The 17583-nt window shown below is 64.0% G+C and carries 13 protein-coding genes and 2 pseudogenes; 8 read left to right on the top strand and 7 right to left on the bottom strand.

Annotation, left to right across the window (positions count from 1 at the left end; translation table 11 throughout):
* Positions 1-162 precede the first annotated feature (162 nt).
* Entirely contained in the window at positions 163-1077 is a 915-nt protein-coding gene (gene lpxC, locus CSC74_RS16335; protein WP_162315568.1) for a UDP-3-O-acyl-N-acetylglucosamine deacetylase, read from the top strand.
* Between the two features lie 234 nt (positions 1078-1311).
* Here lpxC and CSC74_RS16330 read toward each other — a convergent pair.
* Positions 1312-1725: pseudogene (locus tag CSC74_RS16330) on the bottom strand (DciA family protein); the annotation flags it as partial.
* A gap of 8 nt (positions 1726-1733) precedes the next feature.
* Between CSC74_RS16330 and CSC74_RS16325 the strand changes: the two are divergent.
* The 3 genes from CSC74_RS16325 to CSC74_RS16315 all read left to right on the top strand — a co-directional run bounded on the left by CSC74_RS16325 (position 1734) and on the right by CSC74_RS16315 (position 6849).
* On the top strand, positions 1734-2684 hold the full coding sequence (locus tag CSC74_RS16325; RefSeq protein ID WP_162315566.1) for a M23 family metallopeptidase: 951 nt from the start codon (positions 1734-1736) through the stop codon (positions 2682-2684).
* Positions 2685-2931: 247 nt separating this feature from the next.
* Entirely contained in the window at positions 2932-5664 is a 2733-nt protein-coding gene (gene secA, locus CSC74_RS16320) for a preprotein translocase subunit SecA (protein ID WP_162315565.1), read from the top strand.
* Between the two features lie 225 nt (positions 5665-5889).
* Positions 5890-6849, top strand: coding sequence for a Nudix family hydrolase (locus CSC74_RS16315; protein ID WP_162315564.1), 960 nt, complete (start codon positions 5890-5892; stop codon positions 6847-6849).
* 160 nt (positions 6850-7009) lie between these two features.
* Here the strand turns inward: CSC74_RS16315 and CSC74_RS16310 are convergent, their stop codons facing one another.
* The 5 genes from CSC74_RS16310 to pilB form a co-directional block, all read right to left on the bottom strand.
* Positions 7010-7486: an REP-associated tyrosine transposase gene (locus CSC74_RS16310; RefSeq protein WP_162315563.1), complete on the bottom strand. Its 477-nt coding sequence runs from the start codon at positions 7484-7486 to the stop codon at positions 7010-7012.
* 160 nt (positions 7487-7646) lie between these two features.
* Complete coding sequence (gene coaE, locus CSC74_RS16305) at positions 7647-8261, bottom strand: dephospho-CoA kinase (protein ID WP_162315562.1); 615 nt, start codon at positions 8259-8261, stop codon at positions 7647-7649.
* A 100-nt stretch (positions 8262-8361) separates the two neighbouring features.
* A complete protein-coding gene (locus CSC74_RS16300; RefSeq protein ID WP_162315561.1) occupies positions 8362-9225 on the bottom strand; it encodes a prepilin peptidase in 864 nt (287 codons plus the stop codon).
* 134 nt (positions 9226-9359) lie between these two features.
* Positions 9360-10613, bottom strand: a complete 1254-nt coding sequence (locus tag CSC74_RS16295; RefSeq protein WP_162315560.1) for a type II secretion system F family protein — start codon at positions 10611-10613, stop codon at positions 9360-9362.
* Between the two features lie 529 nt (positions 10614-11142).
* Positions 11143-12876, bottom strand: a complete 1734-nt coding sequence (gene pilB / locus CSC74_RS16290; protein ID WP_162315559.1) for a type IV-A pilus assembly ATPase PilB — start codon at positions 12874-12876, stop codon at positions 11143-11145.
* A gap of 277 nt (positions 12877-13153) precedes the next feature.
* Here pilB and CSC74_RS16285 point away from each other — a divergent pair, with 277 nt between their 5' ends.
* The 4 genes from CSC74_RS16285 to CSC74_RS16270 all read left to right on the top strand — a co-directional run bounded on the left by CSC74_RS16285 (position 13154) and on the right by CSC74_RS16270 (position 16650).
* Positions 13154-14011 carry a glycosyltransferase family 2 protein gene (locus CSC74_RS16285; RefSeq protein ID WP_425501477.1) on the top strand — a complete coding sequence of 286 codons (858 nt, stop codon included), beginning with the start codon at positions 13154-13156 and terminating at the stop codon, positions 14009-14011.
* A gap of 59 nt (positions 14012-14070) precedes the next feature.
* Positions 14071-14712 (top strand): class I SAM-dependent methyltransferase, encoded by a 642-nt coding sequence (locus CSC74_RS16280; RefSeq protein WP_246193338.1) that lies wholly within the window; start codon positions 14071-14073, stop codon positions 14710-14712.
* 138 nt (positions 14713-14850) lie between these two features.
* Positions 14851-15609 (top strand): class I SAM-dependent methyltransferase, encoded by a 759-nt coding sequence (locus CSC74_RS16275; protein ID WP_162315557.1) that lies wholly within the window; start codon positions 14851-14853, stop codon positions 15607-15609.
* 120 nt (positions 15610-15729) lie between these two features.
* The gene (locus CSC74_RS16270) at positions 15730-16650 is read left to right on the top strand and encodes a hypothetical protein (RefSeq protein WP_162315556.1); all 921 of its coding nucleotides are present in this window, start codon (positions 15730-15732) and stop codon (positions 16648-16650) included.
* Positions 16651-16916: 266 nt separating this feature from the next.
* Here the strand turns inward: CSC74_RS16270 and CSC74_RS17790 are convergent.
* Positions 16917-17378, bottom strand: a pseudogene (locus tag CSC74_RS17790) (NAD-dependent epimerase/dehydratase family protein); the annotation flags it as partial.
* Positions 17379-17583: the final 205 nt, after the last annotated feature.

Genomic DNA, 17583 nt, shown 5'->3' with positions numbered 1-17583 from the left:
CCTTGCTGCCGGGCCCGTTCGGCCCGGCAGGTTTTTGCCCCGGCCAGCCATGCCACACCAGTGTTTCAGGCATGAGACAGACCAATTCTTCCGTTAAGATTCAGGCACCTCCGTGCTAATCTCGCGCACTGTTCGCTTCGCGACTCCCGGCCTCCCCACCGAATGACCCAGCAGCGCACCCTCAAGAATGTGATCCGCGCCACCGGCGTGGGTCTGCATAGCGGGGAAAAGGTCTACATGACCTTGCGTCCGGCAGCGGTGGACTGCGGCATCGTGTTCCGCCGCGTCGACCTGGATCCGGTGGTGGAAATCCCCGCCAGCGCCGAACTGGTCAGCGAAACCACCCTGTGCACCGGCCTGAGCCGCGACGGGGCCAAGGTCATGACCGTCGAGCACCTGATGTCGGCGATGGCCGGCCTGGGTGTCGACAACGCCTATGTGGAACTGTCCTCGGCCGAACTGCCGATCATGGACGGTTCGGCCGGTCCGTTCGTGTTCCTGCTGCAGTCCGCCGGCGTGGTCGAACAGGCCGCGCCCAAGCGCTTCATCCGCATCAAGCATCCGGTGGAAGTACGCGACGGCGACAAGATCGCCAGCTTCGTGCCCTACGACGGCTTCAAGGTCGGCTTCACCGTGCAGTTCGACCATCCCATGATCCCGGCCTCTGAGTCCCGGGCGGAGATCGAATTCTCCACCGCCGCCTATACCAAGGAAGTCGCGCGGGCCCGCACCTTCGGCTTCATGCGCGACCTGGAATACATGCGCGAGCGCAACCTCGGTCTGGGCGGCTCGATGGACAACGCCATCGTCCTGGACGAATTCCGCGTGCTCAACGACGACGGCCTGCGCTACACCGACGAATTCGTGCGCCACAAGATCCTCGACGCGATCGGCGATCTGTACCTGGCCGGGCATCCGATCCTCGGCGCCTATGAAGGCTTCAAGTCGGGCCACGCGCTCAACAACAAGCTGGTGCGGGCGTTGATGGCCGACCGCTCGGCCTGGGAAGAAGTCACTTTCGAATCCACGGCCGGCCCGGCCCCGGTGGTTTACGCCAGCCCCGTGCTGGCCGTCTGAGCGGCACCCGCTGCCCCGGACCTGCAGCATGGTCCGAACTGTGAACCCGGACTGCCTTCAAGTCCCTGAATTTACAATAATTTAACTTTCAGCTAACGAACGCATTGCCCTTCGCCGGTACCATGCTTCGGCCTGTGCGCGCCGGATTCAACGTTTGGCCCGGCCGCCCCGGTGCTCAGGAAGAGGCTTGTTGCCTCCGGTGGACCCCACGGAGTCGGAATCGTCCGATGTGGGGTCGTCCAGGGATGCCAAGGCGGCTTTGAGTGCATTGCGTGCAGCTTCCGACATGGGTTTGACCGCAAGTCCGGCCGGTGGGGGCCGCTGGAAAGGTGCAGTCGTAGTCTTCGCAACCACCTCGGTGGCTGCAAACCCGACGGATCGGGCCAAGTTGATCAGCTCGGGTGCGGCAAGTCGCAATTTGGCGTGCCACACCGGTGAATCGACGATAAAAACGAGTTTTCCGCCGGTCACGTTCCCCAGCTTGCAGTGGGGCGCAAGGGCAGGCGGCAGACAGGGGCGAAGCAACTGTTCCATCGCGTCGAGCCACAGGGCATGGCGCACCGGGTCGGTGGCGGCATCGGACATCGCAGCCCGCAAGGCGGGCTGTGGCGATGAAGCACGACGCGGTGGGGACTTCGAATCAGACATCGGTATCCATGACTTTCCAGACCATCGTAAACAATTCACGCACCCGGTTGGCGCACGCGCGAACCAACGCCTCGGGCCAGGTACGTGGATTCATTCACTCGCGCCCGCTCGCCAGCGCGGGAATCCTCCTCTTCACCGGCCTGCTCCTGGGCGCGGGCGTGCGCAGCGCCGCCGGCATGGCCCAGGTCTCGCTGCTGCAGGCCAAGGCCGACAAGCAGCAGGCGCAACTGGACCAGGTGCGCCGCGGCGCCCAGCAGGAAGTCAACGCCATGGCCGCGCGCCTGGGCGAGCTGCAGGCCCAGGCCAACCGCCTCAACGCGCTGGGCGAACGCCTGACCCGGGTCGGCCAGCTGCAGGACGGCGAATTCGATTTCAACGAGCCGGTCGGCGTCGGCGGCAACGACAAGGCCTACGACATGGCCCCGCAGGCATTGAATGCGGGCGTGGACCAGCTGGAACGCCAGTTCGCCGCTTCCGGCAAGCAGTTGTCGGTGCTTGAGGCGCTGCTGTTCAATCGCGAGCTGGACAAGAACGCGACCCCGTCGCGCATGCCCATCGTCAACAGCTACATCACCTCCGGTTTCGGCGGCCGTGCCGATCCGTTCGGCGGCGGTGGCGCGTTCCACAAGGGCATCGATTTCAAGGCCAGCGTCGGCGATCCGGTGCTGGCCGTGGCCGACGGCGTAGTCAGCTTCGCCGGAGTCAAGAGCGGCTACGGCAACGTGGTCGACGTCGACCACGGCAACGGCTACGTCACCCGCTACGCGCACAACTCACGTCTGGTCGTGCGCGTGGGCGACCTGGTGCGGGTGGGCCAGGAGATCGCCAAGGCCGGCTCGACCGGTCGCTCCACCGGCGCGCACGTGCATTTCGAGGTCTGGGAAAACGGGCGCGTGGTCAACCCGCGCAAGTTCCTCGGCGACGGTCCGACCCCGGTCGGCAAGATCAGGCGCGGCTGAACGATTCCCGTAGGAGCGCCCCTTGGGCGCGATGCTCTTCGCTCTTCGGTCAGATGGCCGTCAAAAGCATCGCGGGCAAGGCCCGCTCCTACGCACAAGGGCGACGCCTTGATTCCCTGGGGGCCGCCCCAAGCTACAATGGTGTGTTGCCGACAGGGCGCGTTGCGCCCTGTTTCGTTTTGGGCGGCGGAAGCGGGCACCAGGCCGCCGGCCGCGCCCCACGCTCCTTCCCAATCCGGTTCCCTACATGATCAACAGTCTGCTCACCCGTGTATTTGGTAGTCGCAACGAACGCCTGCTCAAGCAGCTCCAGCGCAGCGTCGGCAAGATCAACGCGCTGGAACCGGAGCTTGAAAAGCTCTCCGACGAAGCGCTGAAGGCCAAGACCCCCGAAATGCAGAAGCGCATCGCCGACGGCGAAGCGCTGGACAAGATCCTGCCCGAAGCCTTCGCCGTGTGCCGCGAAGCCTCGCGCCGCGTGCTGGGTATGCGCCATTACGACGTGCAGCTGATCGGTGGCATGGTCCTGCACCTGGGCAAGATCGCCGAGATGCGCACCGGCGAAGGCAAGACCCTGGTGGCCACGCTTCCGGTGTACTTGAACGCGCTGGAAGGAAAGGGCGTGCACGTGGTCACCGTCAACGACTACCTGGCGCGACGCGACGCCGCGTGGATGGGCAAGCTGTACGGCTGGCTGGGCATGAGCGTCGGCGTGGTCTACCCGGGCATGCCGCACGGCGACAAACGCGAGGCCTATGCCGCCGACATCACCTACGGCACCAACAACGAATTCGGTTTCGACTACCTGCGCGACAACATGGCGATGTCGCGCGAGGACCGCTACCAGCGCGGCCTGCATTACGCCATCGTCGACGAAGTCGACTCGATCCTGATCGACGAAGCGCGCACCCCGCTGATCATCTCCGGCCCGGCCGACGAATCGCCGGAACTGTACATCCGCGTCAACCGCATCGTGCCCAAGCTGATCAAGCAGGAAACCGAGGAAGGCGAGGGCGACTACTGGGTCGACGAGAAAGGCAAGCAGGTGCACCTGTCCGAAGAGGGCATGCAGCACGCCGAGGAACTGCTGCGCGAAGCCGGCATCCTCAAGGACGAGCAGGACAGCCTGTACGGCGCCAACAACCTGAGCGTGGTCCACCACCTCAACGCCGCCCTGCGCGGCCACGCCATCTACCAGCGCGACGTCGATTACATCGTGCGCGATGGCGAAGTGATCATCGTCGACGAATTCACCGGCCGCACCCTCACCGGGCGCCGCTGGTCCGACGGCCTGCACCAGGCGGTCGAGGCGAAGGAAGGCGTGCCGGTCCAGCGCGAGAACCAGACCCTGGCCAGCATCACCTTCCAGAACCTGTTCCGCATGTACAAGAAGCTGTCCGGCATGACCGGCACGGCCGATACCGAAGCGTTCGAATTCCAGAGCATCTACGGCCTGGAAGTGATCGTCATCCCGACCAATCGCCCGACCGTGCGCAAGGATTCGCCCGACCAGGTGTTCCTCAACCGCACCGGCAAGTTCAACGCGGTGCTGGCCGACATCCAGGATTGCTACGCGCGCGGCCAGCCGGCGCTGGTCGGCACCACCTCGATCGAGACCTCCGAGCTGCTGTCCGAGCACCTGAGCAAGGCCGGCGTGGCCCATGAAGTGCTCAACGCCAAGCAGCATGAGCGCGAAGCGCAGATCGTCGCCAATGCCGGCATGCCCGGGGCGATCACCATCGCCACCAACATGGCCGGCCGCGGCACCGACATCGTCCTCGGCGGCTCGCTGGAAGCGGCGCTGGAACAATTGCCGGAAGATGCCAGCGATGCCGACCGCGCCAAGGTCAAGGCCGAATGGCAGCAGCGCCACGACCAGGTCAAGGCCGCTGGCGGCCTGCACATCGTCGGTACCGAACGCCACGAATCGCGCCGCATCGACAACCAGCTGCGCGGCCGTTCCGGCCGCCAGGGCGACCCGGGCTCCTCGCGCTTCTACCTGTCGCTCGAAGACAACCTGATGCGCATCTTCGCCTCCGACTGGGTGCAGAAGGCGATGAAGCTGATCGGCATGAAGGAAGACGACGTCATCGAGGACAAGCTGGTCAGCCGCCAGATCGAGAAGGCGCAGCGCAAGGTCGAAGCGCACAACTTCGACATCCGCAAGAACCTGCTCGACTTCGACGACGTCAACAACGACCAGCGCAAGGTGATCTACAGCCAGCGCGACGAACTGCTGGACGCCGAATCGGTCAAGGACAACATCGACGGCATCCGCGGCGACGTGGTCGAGGACCTGGTCGCGCGCTTCGTGCCGCCGAACTCGGTGGACGAGCAGTGGGACCTGCAGGGACTGGAGCAGGAGCTGGCGGTGGAGGCCGGCCTGTCGCTGCCGGTCACGCGCTGGCCGACGGAAACCGAGGAGCTGGACGCCGAGGCCATCAGCCGCCGCGTGCAGGAAGCGATGACCGCGCACTTCGACGAGAAGGAAGCGCAGCTTGGCCCGGAGACCATGCGCTCGCTGGAGAAGCACATCATGCTCACCGTGCTCGACAAGAGCTGGAAGGAGCACCTGGCCAGCATGGATTACCTGCGCCAGGGCATCCACCTGCGCGGCTATGCGCAGAAGCAGCCGAAGCAGGAATACAAGAAGGAGGCCTTCGAGCTGTTCTCGGACATGCTGGAAAAGGTCAAGCGCGAGGTGGTGACCATCCTCGCCCGCGTGCGCATCCGCAGCGAAGAGGAAGTGGCCGCGCTGGAAGCCGAGGAGCGGCGCCTGGCCGTGGCCCGCGAGCAGCAGCTGCAGTTCCAGCACCAGGAAGCCGGCGGTTACAGCGCCGATGAGGAAGCGGCCGACGTCGAAGCCGCGCAACTCGGTTTCTCCCCGGTCGTGCGCGACGGTCCCAAGGTCGGCCGCAACGATCCATGCCCCTGCGGCAGCGGCAAGAAGTTCAAGCACTGCCACGGCCAGTTGAGCTGACCGGTGATGTAGGAGCGGGCCTTGCCCGCGATGCTCCTGCGCGGTCTGGCCGAAGGGCATCGCGCCCAAGGGGCGCTCCTACACCCGCTTCGTAGGAGCGGGCCTTGCCCGCGATGCCTGCGCGGTCAGACCGAAGGGCATCGCGCCCAAGGGGCGCTCCTACGGACGGGCGATGTTGCGGCGATCGATTTGCGTTCGGCGCCCGATTCCCGGCAAGCTCCGGGCATGCCTGATTCCCTGCGCTCCATCCACGTCGTCGCCGCGGCCATCACCGATGCACGCGGACGCATCCTGCTGGCGCGTCGTACCGACGGCCGCGACCTGGCCGGATTGTGGGAATTCCCCGGCGGCAAGCGCGAGCCGGGCGAATCGCCGGAAGACGCGCTGGTCCGCGAGCTGCAGGAAGAACTCGGCATCACCGTGAAGGTGGGGCCGCCGCTGATCGAGGTACCCCAGCAATATCCGGACAAGCGCCTGCGCCTGGACGTGCGCCACGTGGTCGCGTGGCAGGGCACGCCGCGCGGGATCGAAGGCCAGGCCCTGGCCTGGGTGGCGCCGGAGAAACTTTCCCGCTACCCCATGCCGCCCGCCGATCGCCCGGTGGTGGCGGCGCTGCGCCAGCCCGACCGCTACCTGGTGACGCCGGAGCCTGGCGCCGACGACGCGGCCTGGCTGGCGGGCCTGGCGCAGGCATTGAAGTCCGGCGGCATCGGACGGGTGCAGTTGCGCGCGCCGGGCCTGCACGCGCAACCGCGCTGGCGGCAGCTGGTGACCGCAGCGGTCGCGCTTTGCCGCAGGACCGGGGTCGAAGTGCTGGTCAACGGCGATATCGAACTGGCCCGCGAACTGGGCGTCGGCGTGCATCTGCGCGCCGCGCAACTGTCCGGACTTTCTGCACGTCCGCTGGCTGCCGACGCCGCGGTTGCCGCGTCCTGCCACGATGCCAGCGAGCTGAAGATGGCCGAGGCGCTCGACTGCGACTTCGCCGTGGTCGGCAGCGTGCTGGCCACCGCCAGCCATGCCGGTGGCGAGGTATTGGGCTGGGAAGGCTTCGCCCGGCTGCGCGAATCGGTTTCCCTGCCGATCTACGCCATCGGCGGCCTCACCCCCGCGTACCTCGGCCAGGCACGCCAGCACGGCGCCCAGGGCATCGCCGCCATCCGCGGCCTGTGGCCGTCCTTGTAGGAGCGGGCCTTGCCCGCGATGCTCCTGCGCGGTCTGGCCGAAGGGCATCGCGCCCAAGGGGCGCTCCTACAACCCCTCCGTAGGAGCGGGCCTTGCCCGCGATGCTCTTCGTCGGGATCGGTGGATGCGGGCCGAAAGGCATCGCGCCCCAGGGGCGCTCCTACAGCCAGATGGAATTCCAGAACGGGTAATTGGCGAGCCTCTCGACCAGACCTGCACGCAGGGGATTGGCGACGATGTATCGCGCGGTACCGGCTACACCCTCGTCGTCACGTAGCGCATGGTCGTGGAATGCGCGGCTCCACACCGGACCTTGCGTACCCATTGCCTGGTTCACGCAGCGGCTGCTCGCGGACTTCAATCTGGATACGACTGCGCTCAACGAACCACCTTCGCCAAGCTGCAACAACCAATGCGCATGATCCGGCATCAGCACCCAAGCCAGCATCATCGAATCTCCGAGGAAGGCTTGGTTCTCGAACGCACGTGATGCCGCACAGGCGCCTTCGAAATCGCGAAAGACCGGAGTGCGCATGTGCGTGGTGATGGTCAGGTGGTAGATCTGCCCGGTCAATTGCATTCGCTCGCGTCGCAGCGCGGCATGGCCGTTGTTGCGGGGGTAGGTGAGTGCCGTCATGACAGGATTGTTTCGTAGCCCCGGACCCGGGTATGTAGTCCGAAGCCGCAAGGCCATATCGGAAAAAGACACCCATATCCGTAGGAGCGCCCCTTGGGCGCGATGCCTTTCGGCCCGCATCGACGATCCCGACGAAGGGCATCGCGGGCAAGGCCCGCTCCTACGGGGTGGCGGCTAATGCGCGGTAGCGGGCGTCGAGTTCGGCGATGGCTTCGCGCAGCGCGGCGCGGTCGCCGTCGTTGACCACGATGTCGTCGGCCAGGGCCAGGCGCTGGGCGCGGGTAGCCTGGGCGGCGATCATTTTTTCGGCCAGTGCGTCGTCGATGCCGTCGCGCTGCATCAGTCGCGCCTTCTGCATGGTGTGCGGCGCATCCACCACCAGGATCCGGTCCAGCCAGGGATAGCCGTCGCGGCCGCCGCCCTCCGTGAGCAGCGGGATCATCGCGATCGCATAGGCGCTCGCTGCGGCCCGGCACTGTTCATGCAAGCGGATGCGGATGAGCGGATGCAGGATCCCTTCCAGCGCTCGGCGCGCGGGTTCATCGTCGAATACCCGGGCGCGCAACGCCGCGCGATCCAGCCGGCCCTCCGCGGTCAGCACCAGCTTGCCGAAGGCCTCGACCACGGCGGCCAGCGCCGGCTGCCCCGGTTCTACGATCTGGCGTGCGATCAGGTCGGCGTCGGCGACGAACACCCCACACGCGACGAATTCACGTTCCAGCGCGCTCTTGCCCGAGGCGATGCCGCCGGTCAGTCCGATGAAGTAATCGCTCATGCCCGCATTATGTAGGAGCGCCCCTTGGGCGCGATGCCTTTCGGCCCGCATCCACGGATCCTGACGAAGAGCATCGCGGGCAAGGCCCGCTCCTACGGGGTTAGCCCAGGCCGGAGAACTTCATGTAGGCGTCGATCATCTGCTGGCCCCAGAAGAACACGATCCAGCCGGCGATGGCCAGGTACGGGCCGAACGGGATCGGGGTGGCGCGGTCGCGGCCCTGGGTGGCCAGCCATACCGAACCGATGATCGCGCCGACCAGGGACGACAGCAGGATGATCGGCAGCACGCCCTGCAGGCCGACCCAGGCCCCCAGCGCGGCGAGCAGCTTGAAGTCGCCATGGCCCATGCCTTCCTTGCCGGTCAGTTGCTTGAACAGCCACCACACCGTCCACAACGACGCATAGCCGGCGATCGCGCCCAGCAGCGCCGGCTTGGCCGGCATGTACAGGCTGTCCAGGCTGGCGACCAGGCCCAGCCACATCAACGGCAGGGTCAGTTGGTCGGGCAGCAGCTGGGTGCGCAGGTCGATGCCGGACAGGGCGACCAGGAAACAGCTCAGCACGATCGCGCCGAAGCCCTGCCAACCGAAGCCGAATTGCCAGACCGAGACCACTGCCAGCAGGCCGGTCAGCAGTTCGACCAGGGGATATTGCGCGGAGATCGGCGCATGGCAATGGCGGCACTTGCCGCGCAGCACCAGCCAGCTGAACACCGGGATGTTCTCGTACCAGGACAGCCTGTGCTTGCAGTGCGGGCAGTGCGAAGGCTCGATCACGATGCCTGGTGGCGGCGGGTCGTAGATCTCCGGCTGTTCCAGGATCTCGGTCGCGTCGCGCTTCCACTGCCATTCCAGGCGCCGCGGCAGGCGCAGGATCACCACGTTGAGGAAACTGCCCACCAGCAGGCCCAGTCCGGCCGCGAGGGGATACCCGAGTTCCGGGTTTTGGTCCAGGAATGCCATTCAATTCGCCTGCGGGAAGGTCAAGACAGGCCCAAGCAGGGCCCGCAATCGCGTGTCGTGTGCGCGCGGCGGCGCGTTTGGACCGCATTGCATGTCGGTGCCCTTGCAGCGCGATCCAGGAACGCCATGCGGTCTTAACCGACGACGGCGGCGAGCTTGAAGATGGGCAGGTACATGCCGATGACCATGCCGCCGACGATCACGCCGATGAACACCATGATCAGCGGCTCGATCAGGCTGGCCAGCGCGTCCACCGCGTTGTTCACTTCCTGCTCGTAGTACTCGGCGACCTTGAACAGCATCGCGTCGAGGGCACCGGCTTCCTCGCCGATGGCGGTCATCTGGATGACCATGTGCGGAAACAGGTTGGTCTGCTTCATCGACACGTTGACCGGATAGCCCACGGCCACGTCGTCGCGCATGCGCAGCACGGCTTTCTCGTACACGGTGTTGCCGGTGGCGCCGGAGATGGTTTCCAGCGCCTCCACCAGCGGCACGCCGGCCTTGAAGGTCACCGCCAGGGTCCGCGCGAAACGCGCGATCGAGGCGTTATGCATGATCTGGCCGACCACCGGCACCTTCAGTATCAGCTTGTCCAGGAAGTGCTGGAAGGCCAGCGAGCGCTTCTTGAAGAAAATGAAGGCGAAGATCGAGCCTGCCACGATCATCAGGATCAGCCACCAGTACGCGACCATGAAACGCGAGGCGGCGACGATCATCTTGGTGAACGCGGGCAGGTCGGCGCCGAAGCCCTTGAACACTTCCTCGAATTGCGGCACCACCCAGACCAGCAGGATCGAGCTGACCAGCAGGGCGACGGCGATCGTCATGGCCGGATAGAACAGGGCCTTCTTGATCTTGCCCTTCAGGGTTTCCAGGTTTTCCTTGTAGTTGGCGATGGTGTCGAGCACCGTCTCCAGCACGCCGGCGCCTTCGCCGGCCATCACCAGGTTGCGGTACAGCTCGTCGAACTGCACCGGGTACTTGCTGATCGCCTCGTGCAGCGAGGAGCCGCCTTCGACGTCGGCGCGGATCGCACCGATCATCTTGCTCATGCGCGCGTTCTTGTGGCCGTTGCCGATGATCTCAAGGGCTTGCACGATGGGCACGCCCGATTTCATCATCGTCGCCATCTGCCGGCTGAAGAAGGCGATCTCCTTCGGCTGGATGGTCTTGCCGGCGGCGCCGAACAGCGGCTTGCCCTTGGGCTTGACCACGGTCGGGGTGATGCCCTGCTTGCGCAGCTCGGCACGCAGGAAGTTGACGTTCCTGGACTGCTGCTCGCCCTTCATCTTGACGCCGCGCTTGTCGTTGCCCTCCCACACGAACACCGGCAACGGTGTGTTGGCGGGCGTGGCGGTCTTTGCTGCGGAACGAGTGATGGCCATGACGTTAACCCCTACCGGCATCCCCACGCCGGACAATGTGAATCGCATGGTAGCCGGTAATCGGCCCCAGCGGTATTTGCCACTGTGACGGCCCGCAGGGTTTGGAAAACAAGCCCCGTAGGAGCGCCCCTTGGGCGCGATGCCCTTCGGCCCGCATCGACGATCCCGACGGAGAGCATCGCGGGCAAGGCCCGCTCCTACAAAAGCGGGTCGTTGGAATTCCCCGTAGGAACGCCCCTTGGGCGCGATGCCCTTCGGCCCGCATCGACGATCCCGACGGAGAGCATCGCGGGCAAGGCCCGCTCCTACAAAAGCGGGTCGTTGGAATTCCCCGTAGGAGCGCCCCTTGGGCGCGATGCCCTTCGGCCCGCATCGACGATCCCGACGGAAAGCATCGCGGGCAAGGCCCGCTCCTACAAAAGCGGGTCGTTGGAATTCCCCGTAGGAGCGCCCCTTGGGCGCGATGCTTTTCGGCCCGCATCGACGATCCCGACGGAGGGCATCGCGGGCAAGGCCCGCTCCTGCAGGATCAATCCTTGGTGACGCGGTTGATCTCGGCCAGGCTGGTATGGCCGTTGCGGACCTTGAGCAGGGCCGACTGGCGCAGGTCGCGCACGCCGGCTTTCTGCGCGGCCTCGGCGATCTGCATGGCGTTGCCGCCTTCCAGCACGATCGCGGAGATTTCCTCGCTCATCGGCATCACCTGGTAGATGCCGGTGCGGCCCTTGTAGCCCTCGGTGCATTCCTCGCAGCCGACCGCCTCGTACAGGGTGAAGCCATTGCGCACTTCTTCCTCGGTGAAGCCTTCGGCCAGCAGCGCGTGTTCGGGCAGCTGCGAAGGCTTCTTGCAGTTGTTGCACAGGCGCCGGGCCAGGCGCTGGGCGATGACCAGGGTCACCGATGAGGTGATGTTGAACGGGGCCACGCCCATGTTCATCAGGCGGGCGATGGTCTGCGGGGCGTCGTTGGTGTGCAGGGTGGACAGCACCATGTGCCCGGTCTGCGCGGCCTTGATGCCGATCTCGGCGGTTTCCAGGTCGCGGATCTCACCGACCATGATCACGTCCGGGTCCTGGCGCAGGAAGCTGCGCAGGGCCGCGGCGAAGGTCATGCCGCGCTTCACGTTCATCTGCACCTGATTGATCCCGGGCACGCGGATTTCGACCGGGTCCTCGACCGTGGAGATGTTGCGCTGATCGTCGTTGAGGATGTTCAGCGCGGTATACAGCGACACGGTCTTGCCCGAGCCGGTGGGGCCGGTGACCAGGACCATGCCGTAGGGCTTCTTCACCGCGTTGACGAACAGTTCTTGCTGGTCGTCCTCGTAGCCCAGCTTCTCGATGCCCAGCTTGGCCGCGCTGCCGTCCAGGATGCGCAGCACGATCTTTTCGCCGAACAGGGTCGGCAAGGTGCTGACGCGGAAGTCGATCTGCTTGCTCTTGCTCAAATTCAGCTTGATCCGGCCGTCCTGCGGCACGCGCTTCTCGGCGATGTCCAACTGGGCCATGACCTTCAGGCGCGCGGCGATGCGCATGTTCAATTTCACCGGGGCCTTGGCCACCTGCTTGAGGATGCCGTCGATGCGCAGGCGCACCCGGTAGTCGGTTTCGTAGGGTTCGAAGTGGATGTCGGAGGCGCCGCGCTTGATCGCGTCGATCAGCACCTTGTTGACGAACTTGACCACCGGGGTGTCGTCACCCTTGGAGTCGATGCCGCTGTCGTTGCTGGCCAGGTCGTCGTCGCCGCCGCTGGTCTCCAGGTTCTCCAGGCCTTCATCGTCGTCGTCGCCACCCATCACATCGTTGGCGCTGGACCACAGGTCCAGGGTGCGCTTGAGCTGGTCCTCGGCAACCAGGATCGGTTCCACCACCAGGTTGGTGTGGAACTTGATATCGTCCAGGGCCCGGGTCTGGGTCGGATCGGTGATGCCCACGTACAAGCGATTGCCGCGCTTGAACAGGGGCAGCACCTGGTGTTTCTGCAGCAGTTCTTCGCTGACCAGCTTGAGCGCGTTGTGGATCGGGTCGAAGGCGCTCACGTCCAGCAGCGGGATACCGAATTCGATGGCGTTGGCCGCAGCCAGTTGTCCCGGCAAGACCAGTTTCTTCTCGCCGATCCAGTGCGCCAGTGGCACCTTGGCGTTGGAGGCATCGGTCATCGCGCTACGGGCGGTGTTTTCGTCCATGGCCCCGTCCATGACCAGGCGGCGGGCGATGCCGGTGATGCCGACGAGGTTGGCGGTATTGGCGACAGCGGCATTCATCAGGCATTCCCCGGATTGGCGTGATACCCGGGGTGTCGACGCAAGATCCGGGCCAGCGGCAACTTTACCGCACGGCGCGGGTTTCGCCCGGTGGCCGCGATCACAACCTGTCGCAACAGGTCACAAACCACCCCTGTAGGAGCGCCCCTTGGGCGCGATGCTCCGCGGCCAGATGGCTTGATCGCAAAAGCATCGCGCCCAAGGGGCGCTCCTACGGGGGTCTTGCGGCTTTCCTGATCGGCGGTGCTGGCTTACCCTGTCCGAAAGGGGAGTACTGATGCGGCTTTCGATCGTTTTACCGGCCAAGAACGAGTCCGGCGGATTGCGCGGGACCTTGTCCACGCTGCGGGCGCTGCTGCCGGAGGCCGAGGTGATCGTGGTCGACGACGGTTCCACCGACGACACAGCGCTGGTCGCCACCCAGGCGGGCGCGCGGGTGCTGGCTTCGCCGTATTCGATGGGCAACGGGGCGGCGATCAAGCGCGGCGCACGGGCGGCCAGCGGCGAGGTCATCGTGTTCATGGATGCCGATGGCCAGCACGATCCGGCGCACATCCCGCGGCTGTTGCAGCGGCTGGAGGAGGGCTACGACATGGTGGTCGGGGCCCGCGACTGGTCGGGGCAGGCGGGCATGAGCCGGGGCCTGGCCAACACCTTCTACAACTGGCTGGCCAGCCGCATGACCGGCGCGCGGGTGCGCGACCTGACCTCCGGGTTCCGGGTGGTGCGCGCGGACAAGTTCCGTGAGTTCCTGCACCTGTTGCCGAACGGTTTCTCCTATCCCACCACCAGCACCATGGCCTTCTTCCGCAGTGCGTACGCGGTGGCCTACGAACCGATCCCGGTGGCCAGGCGCATCGGCAAGAGCCACATCCGCCCGATCAAGGACGGCATCCGCTTCCTGCTGATCATCTTCAAGATCGCCACGCTGTATTCGCCATTGAAGCTGTTCGCGCCGGTGGCCGGTGGGTTCTTCGCCTTGGGGCTGGGGTACTACGCGTACACCTTCCTCACCATGCACCGCTTCACCAACATGAGCGCGTTGCTGTTCAGTGCGGCGGTGATCATCTTTCTGATCGGGTTGATTTCCGAGCAGATCACCTCGTTGACATACAACCGGCCCGGGCGGGAATGAATCGGCTACGGGCGTTGTCGAGGTGGGTGGCGCGAACACCGCTTCACCCGCAGTGGTTGATGGGGCCGAAGATACCTCCAGCCGGACTGGTGGGTGCAGAAGGCAGGGTGCTCGACATCGGGGCCGCCGACCGCTGGCTGCAAACGCACCTTGGTCCCGAAGTCCAATACGTTGCCCTGGATTACCCGGCGACGGGCCAGGTGCTGTATGGCGCCCGGCCTGACGTGTTCGCCGATGCCGCATGCCTGCCATTTGCGGACGGAACATTCGACGCTGTCGCTTGCCTGGAGGTCCTGGAGCATGTGCGTATGCCGGATCAAGTGCTTGCGGAAATCGCTCGGGTGCTACGGCCGGATGGAGTGGCGTACGTGTCCATGCCGTTCCTCTATCCCATCCATGACGCACCTCACGACTACCAGCGATGGACCCCGCACGGGTGGCGCCGTAGTGCGGAACTTGCTGGTTTGGAAATCAGGGCGATGCAGCCAGCCTGTAACGCTTTGCAGGCCGCGGGGTTGCTGACCTGCCTGGCTTTGGCGGAACCGATGCAATCGGGCAGCCGTTGGCGGCTTGTTCCGGGTTTGCCCGTGCTCATGCTGTTGATCCCATTGGTCAATCTTGTCTTTTGGGCCATGGCAAAGCTTTGGCCCTCTTCAAAAGCGATGGCGTCCGGATATCAGTTGGAGCTGCGCAAGGCATGAACGCTGTTTTTATTTCTGCGGGAGGCAAGGGGACTGTGAGTCGCGACACGCTGGTGGCAGTTATCGATTCCTGTCCAATGGCTGCGGGCAGCAGCGAGGCTGCGGAAGAATTCGTTGCCAACACCGCGGAAATCGGTAATGGGTAAGAGCAATCGCGGGTACCAGCACGATTTCGCCGAGAAGCATGTCGAGATGTATTCCGACGAAGGTCGCATACGCAAGGCGACCACGACCCGCCTTATCCTTGAGGGAGCGCTTGGTGAACGGCTTGCCGTGGCCGACGTGCTCAATGTCGGATGCTCGACAGGCATTATCGATGCAGAGCTCGCGCCGCACGTTGGGTCGTTGACCGGCATCGATATCGATGCAAAGGCCGTGAAGTTTGCGCAGGACAGTCATCAGGCACCCAATCTGGAATTCAGGGTGGGGGATGCGATGAATATCGATATGCCTGACGCCAGTTTCGATGTCGTCCTCTGCGCGCAGGTGTATGAGCATGTGCCCGACCCCTTTCGCCTGATGAATGAAATCGAGCGAGTACTAAAGCCAGGTGGGGTCTGCTATTTCGCTGCCACGAACCGATGGAATCCGATAGAGCAGCACTACAAACTGCCATTGCTCTCGGTTATTCCCGTCAGCTGGGCGCATGTCTATCTGCGCCTGCTCGGGCGTGGCGCCCATTACTACGAGCGGCACATGACATGGAAGCAGCTGCTTGGGCTGGTGGCGAATTTCAAGATTGAGGACATCACCACGGAAGTGCTCGACGATCCTGCGCGCTACCAGGCCGAGTACTTATTCCCGGGTCGAAACCTTGCCTTGGCGCGCTTTTTTCGGCGTGTCGCCTACTGGGCGTTCCCGGGATATATCTGGCTGCTATGGAAAACGCCAAGATAGCGTGGTCTGACGATTTAGCGCTGGACTTTCATCGCAGTCGAATTGGAGCGCATGTGCATACTTTCTTTGTGCGTAGGGCGGAAGAAGTCATGACTAACATCGAAACCGGGCGAGCGGTGGATGCCGAGTAGCGACGCCAAGTTGCCACGATGGCGCCAATTCCTGCGTTGGGTGCAGCATGTTTTTCTCATTGCCGCCGTTCTATGCATTGGAGGGTACCTTTCGCTGCATTGGACGGCCGTAGCTAATCTATACCGGTCGGCATCTGTTCCATTGCTGGTGTTCGCAGCCCTCTGGCTTGCCATGTTGCATCCACTCACGGCTTTTGCCTTGTGGCGAGTTCAGTTCGTTCTTGGCATCGAACGCGTCTATTCCCGGACATTGTCAAGCTACGTCAACAGGCTGCCGGCACGTTTCATTCCCGGAGGCATCTGGCATTCGCTTGCCCGCTATGCGGATATCCATGACGAAATTCAAGCATCTGCCGGTCACCTTGCGCGGTTGCTACTCGCTGACATGGTGGCAATCGCAACGGGCGCCGCTCTTGCCTCAGGCGCGCTTGGTTTAGCCTTGTTTGATGGCGGTGCCCCTGCCACGAGATTGGCGATTTTAATGATGGCATGCGGGGGCGTTGGTTGCTTTTCTCCCCTCCTGCTTTTCCCGAATCAGCATCGCCGTTCGCGAATAATCCATTGGATTATTGCCGTTTTTCTTCTTGGCCTGGTATGGGTAGGGGTCGGCGTTGCATTCACGGTAGTGGCGAAAGCATTCGGCGAGCCGTTCTTTACCTGTCCTTCGACCGCACTGGTCACGACCTACACTACAGCCGCGTCCGTTGGCAATTTCGCCATATTCGCTCCGCAAGGATGGGGTGTTACCGATGCGGTGTTTGCTCTATTGCAGCCATGCCCGATTCAGTTGGCCGCATTGCTTTCGGCGATTCTCGCTCTCCGCCTGGTGACAATAGTCGCAGACATTGCCACGTGGTCCATTGGACGAGCGTTTTTTATCGGTGCACGCGGGCGCATTGGAAGGAAATGAGAGAGGCAATGTCTAGCGCGGAAAAGCTAAGGGTGGCTACCGTCTATTCCTAAACCACGACCATGAGTGCTGAAGACCTTCGTTCAATGGTGCCCTCGCTTTCCGGACGTAACGTGCCATTGCGGCGACGTTATCGGGAATGATGTGCTGAATATCAAATGCGCGCGATGGCTCGTGACGGCATTCAAGAGGCGGGCCGGTGGCCGCTCGGATCGTGTCCATAAACTGCATAGGCTTACGGATTCGCCGCTCGATGCGTTATAAGTTTAGATTCCGCGAGCAAACGGCTTGTCCAATACGGCCAAGCATAAGCGCACGAAGTCGTCGATGTAGATGTAGTCGCGCACGGCGCTACCGTCGCCCCACAAGGTCATTGGAGATTGTTTCCAGCTGGATTCGAAAGTCGCCGGGATGATCCAAAATCCGCTACGAGGAGCCTGTCCAGGTCCCTAGGCATTCGATGGGCGAAGCACTACGGCCGCGGCACCATATTGCTCCGGCCAAGCGTTGATGAAATGCTCAAGTGAGGCCTTGGTGGCGCCGTGATACGAGCGTGGCAGGAGAGGATCCGCTTCTTTGGCAGCCTGACCTTTTCGGTCACCATAAAGAGCTCCTCCCGAGGACACAGAGAGCAGAGAGAGCAGAGAGCAATTCTGGGCGTCCTGCAATGCGGTTAGTAAGCTAAGCGCCCTGCGGAGATTGCCATCAAGTTCCATCAGCGGGGCGTATGCGGTACTTCCGGGCGTACTGCTGGAGGGGGGCGTGCACTACGACTGGTTGCGGGCAAGTAGTGGAGCGAAGTCATCGGGCTTGTCTAACGCCACCACCACATTTTCGATGGGAGGGTGGGCAAAGTCGGTTGATTTTGTGGTGGCGGCGATAACGCTCTTCCCACTTCCCGCCAATGTCTCGACCATGTGACGGCCGATGAAG

The sequence above is a fragment of the Pseudoxanthomonas yeongjuensis genome, from assembly GCF_010093345.1.
Lineage (GTDB): Bacteria > Pseudomonadota > Gammaproteobacteria > Xanthomonadales > Xanthomonadaceae > Pseudoxanthomonas_A > Pseudoxanthomonas_A yeongjuensis.
Note: the sequence above shows the minus strand (reverse complement) of the source record. Positions and strands in the feature narration are given on the sequence as shown.

Bases quoted from the DNA above. Each gene is read 5' to 3' on its own strand.
- CSC74_RS16275 (WP_162315557.1), top strand. From the start codon at position 14,851: ATGGGTAAGAGCAATCGCGGGTACCAGCACGATTTCGCCGAGAAGCAT.
- pilB (WP_162315559.1), bottom strand. From the start codon at position 12,876: ATGAATGCCGCTGTCGCCAATACCGCCAACCTCGTCGGCATCACCGGC.
- CSC74_RS16310 (WP_162315563.1), bottom strand. From the start codon at position 7,486: ATGACGGCACTCACCTACCCCCGCAACAACGGCCATGCCGCGCTGCGA.
- CSC74_RS16325 (WP_162315566.1), top strand. From the start codon at position 1,734: ATGACTTTCCAGACCATCGTAAACAATTCACGCACCCGGTTGGCGCAC.
- CSC74_RS16270 (WP_162315556.1), top strand. From the start codon at position 15,730: ATGCCGAGTAGCGACGCCAAGTTGCCACGATGGCGCCAATTCCTGCGT.
- CSC74_RS16280 (WP_246193338.1), top strand. From the start codon at position 14,071: ATGGGGCCGAAGATACCTCCAGCCGGACTGGTGGGTGCAGAAGGCAGG.
- CSC74_RS16295 (WP_162315560.1), bottom strand. From the start codon at position 10,613: ATGGCCATCACTCGTTCCGCAGCAAAGACCGCCACGCCCGCCAACACA.
- lpxC (WP_162315568.1), top strand. From the start codon at position 163: ATGACCCAGCAGCGCACCCTCAAGAATGTGATCCGCGCCACCGGCGTG.
- secA (WP_162315565.1), top strand. From the start codon at position 2,932: ATGATCAACAGTCTGCTCACCCGTGTATTTGGTAGTCGCAACGAACGC.
- coaE (WP_162315562.1), bottom strand. From the start codon at position 8,261: ATGAGCGATTACTTCATCGGACTGACCGGCGGCATCGCCTCGGGCAAG.
- CSC74_RS16315 (WP_162315564.1), top strand. From the start codon at position 5,890: ATGCCTGATTCCCTGCGCTCCATCCACGTCGTCGCCGCGGCCATCACC.
- CSC74_RS16300 (WP_162315561.1), bottom strand. From the start codon at position 9,225: ATGGCATTCCTGGACCAAAACCCGGAACTCGGGTATCCCCTCGCGGCC.
- CSC74_RS16285 (WP_425501477.1), top strand. From the start codon at position 13,154: ATGCGGCTTTCGATCGTTTTACCGGCCAAGAACGAGTCCGGCGGATTG.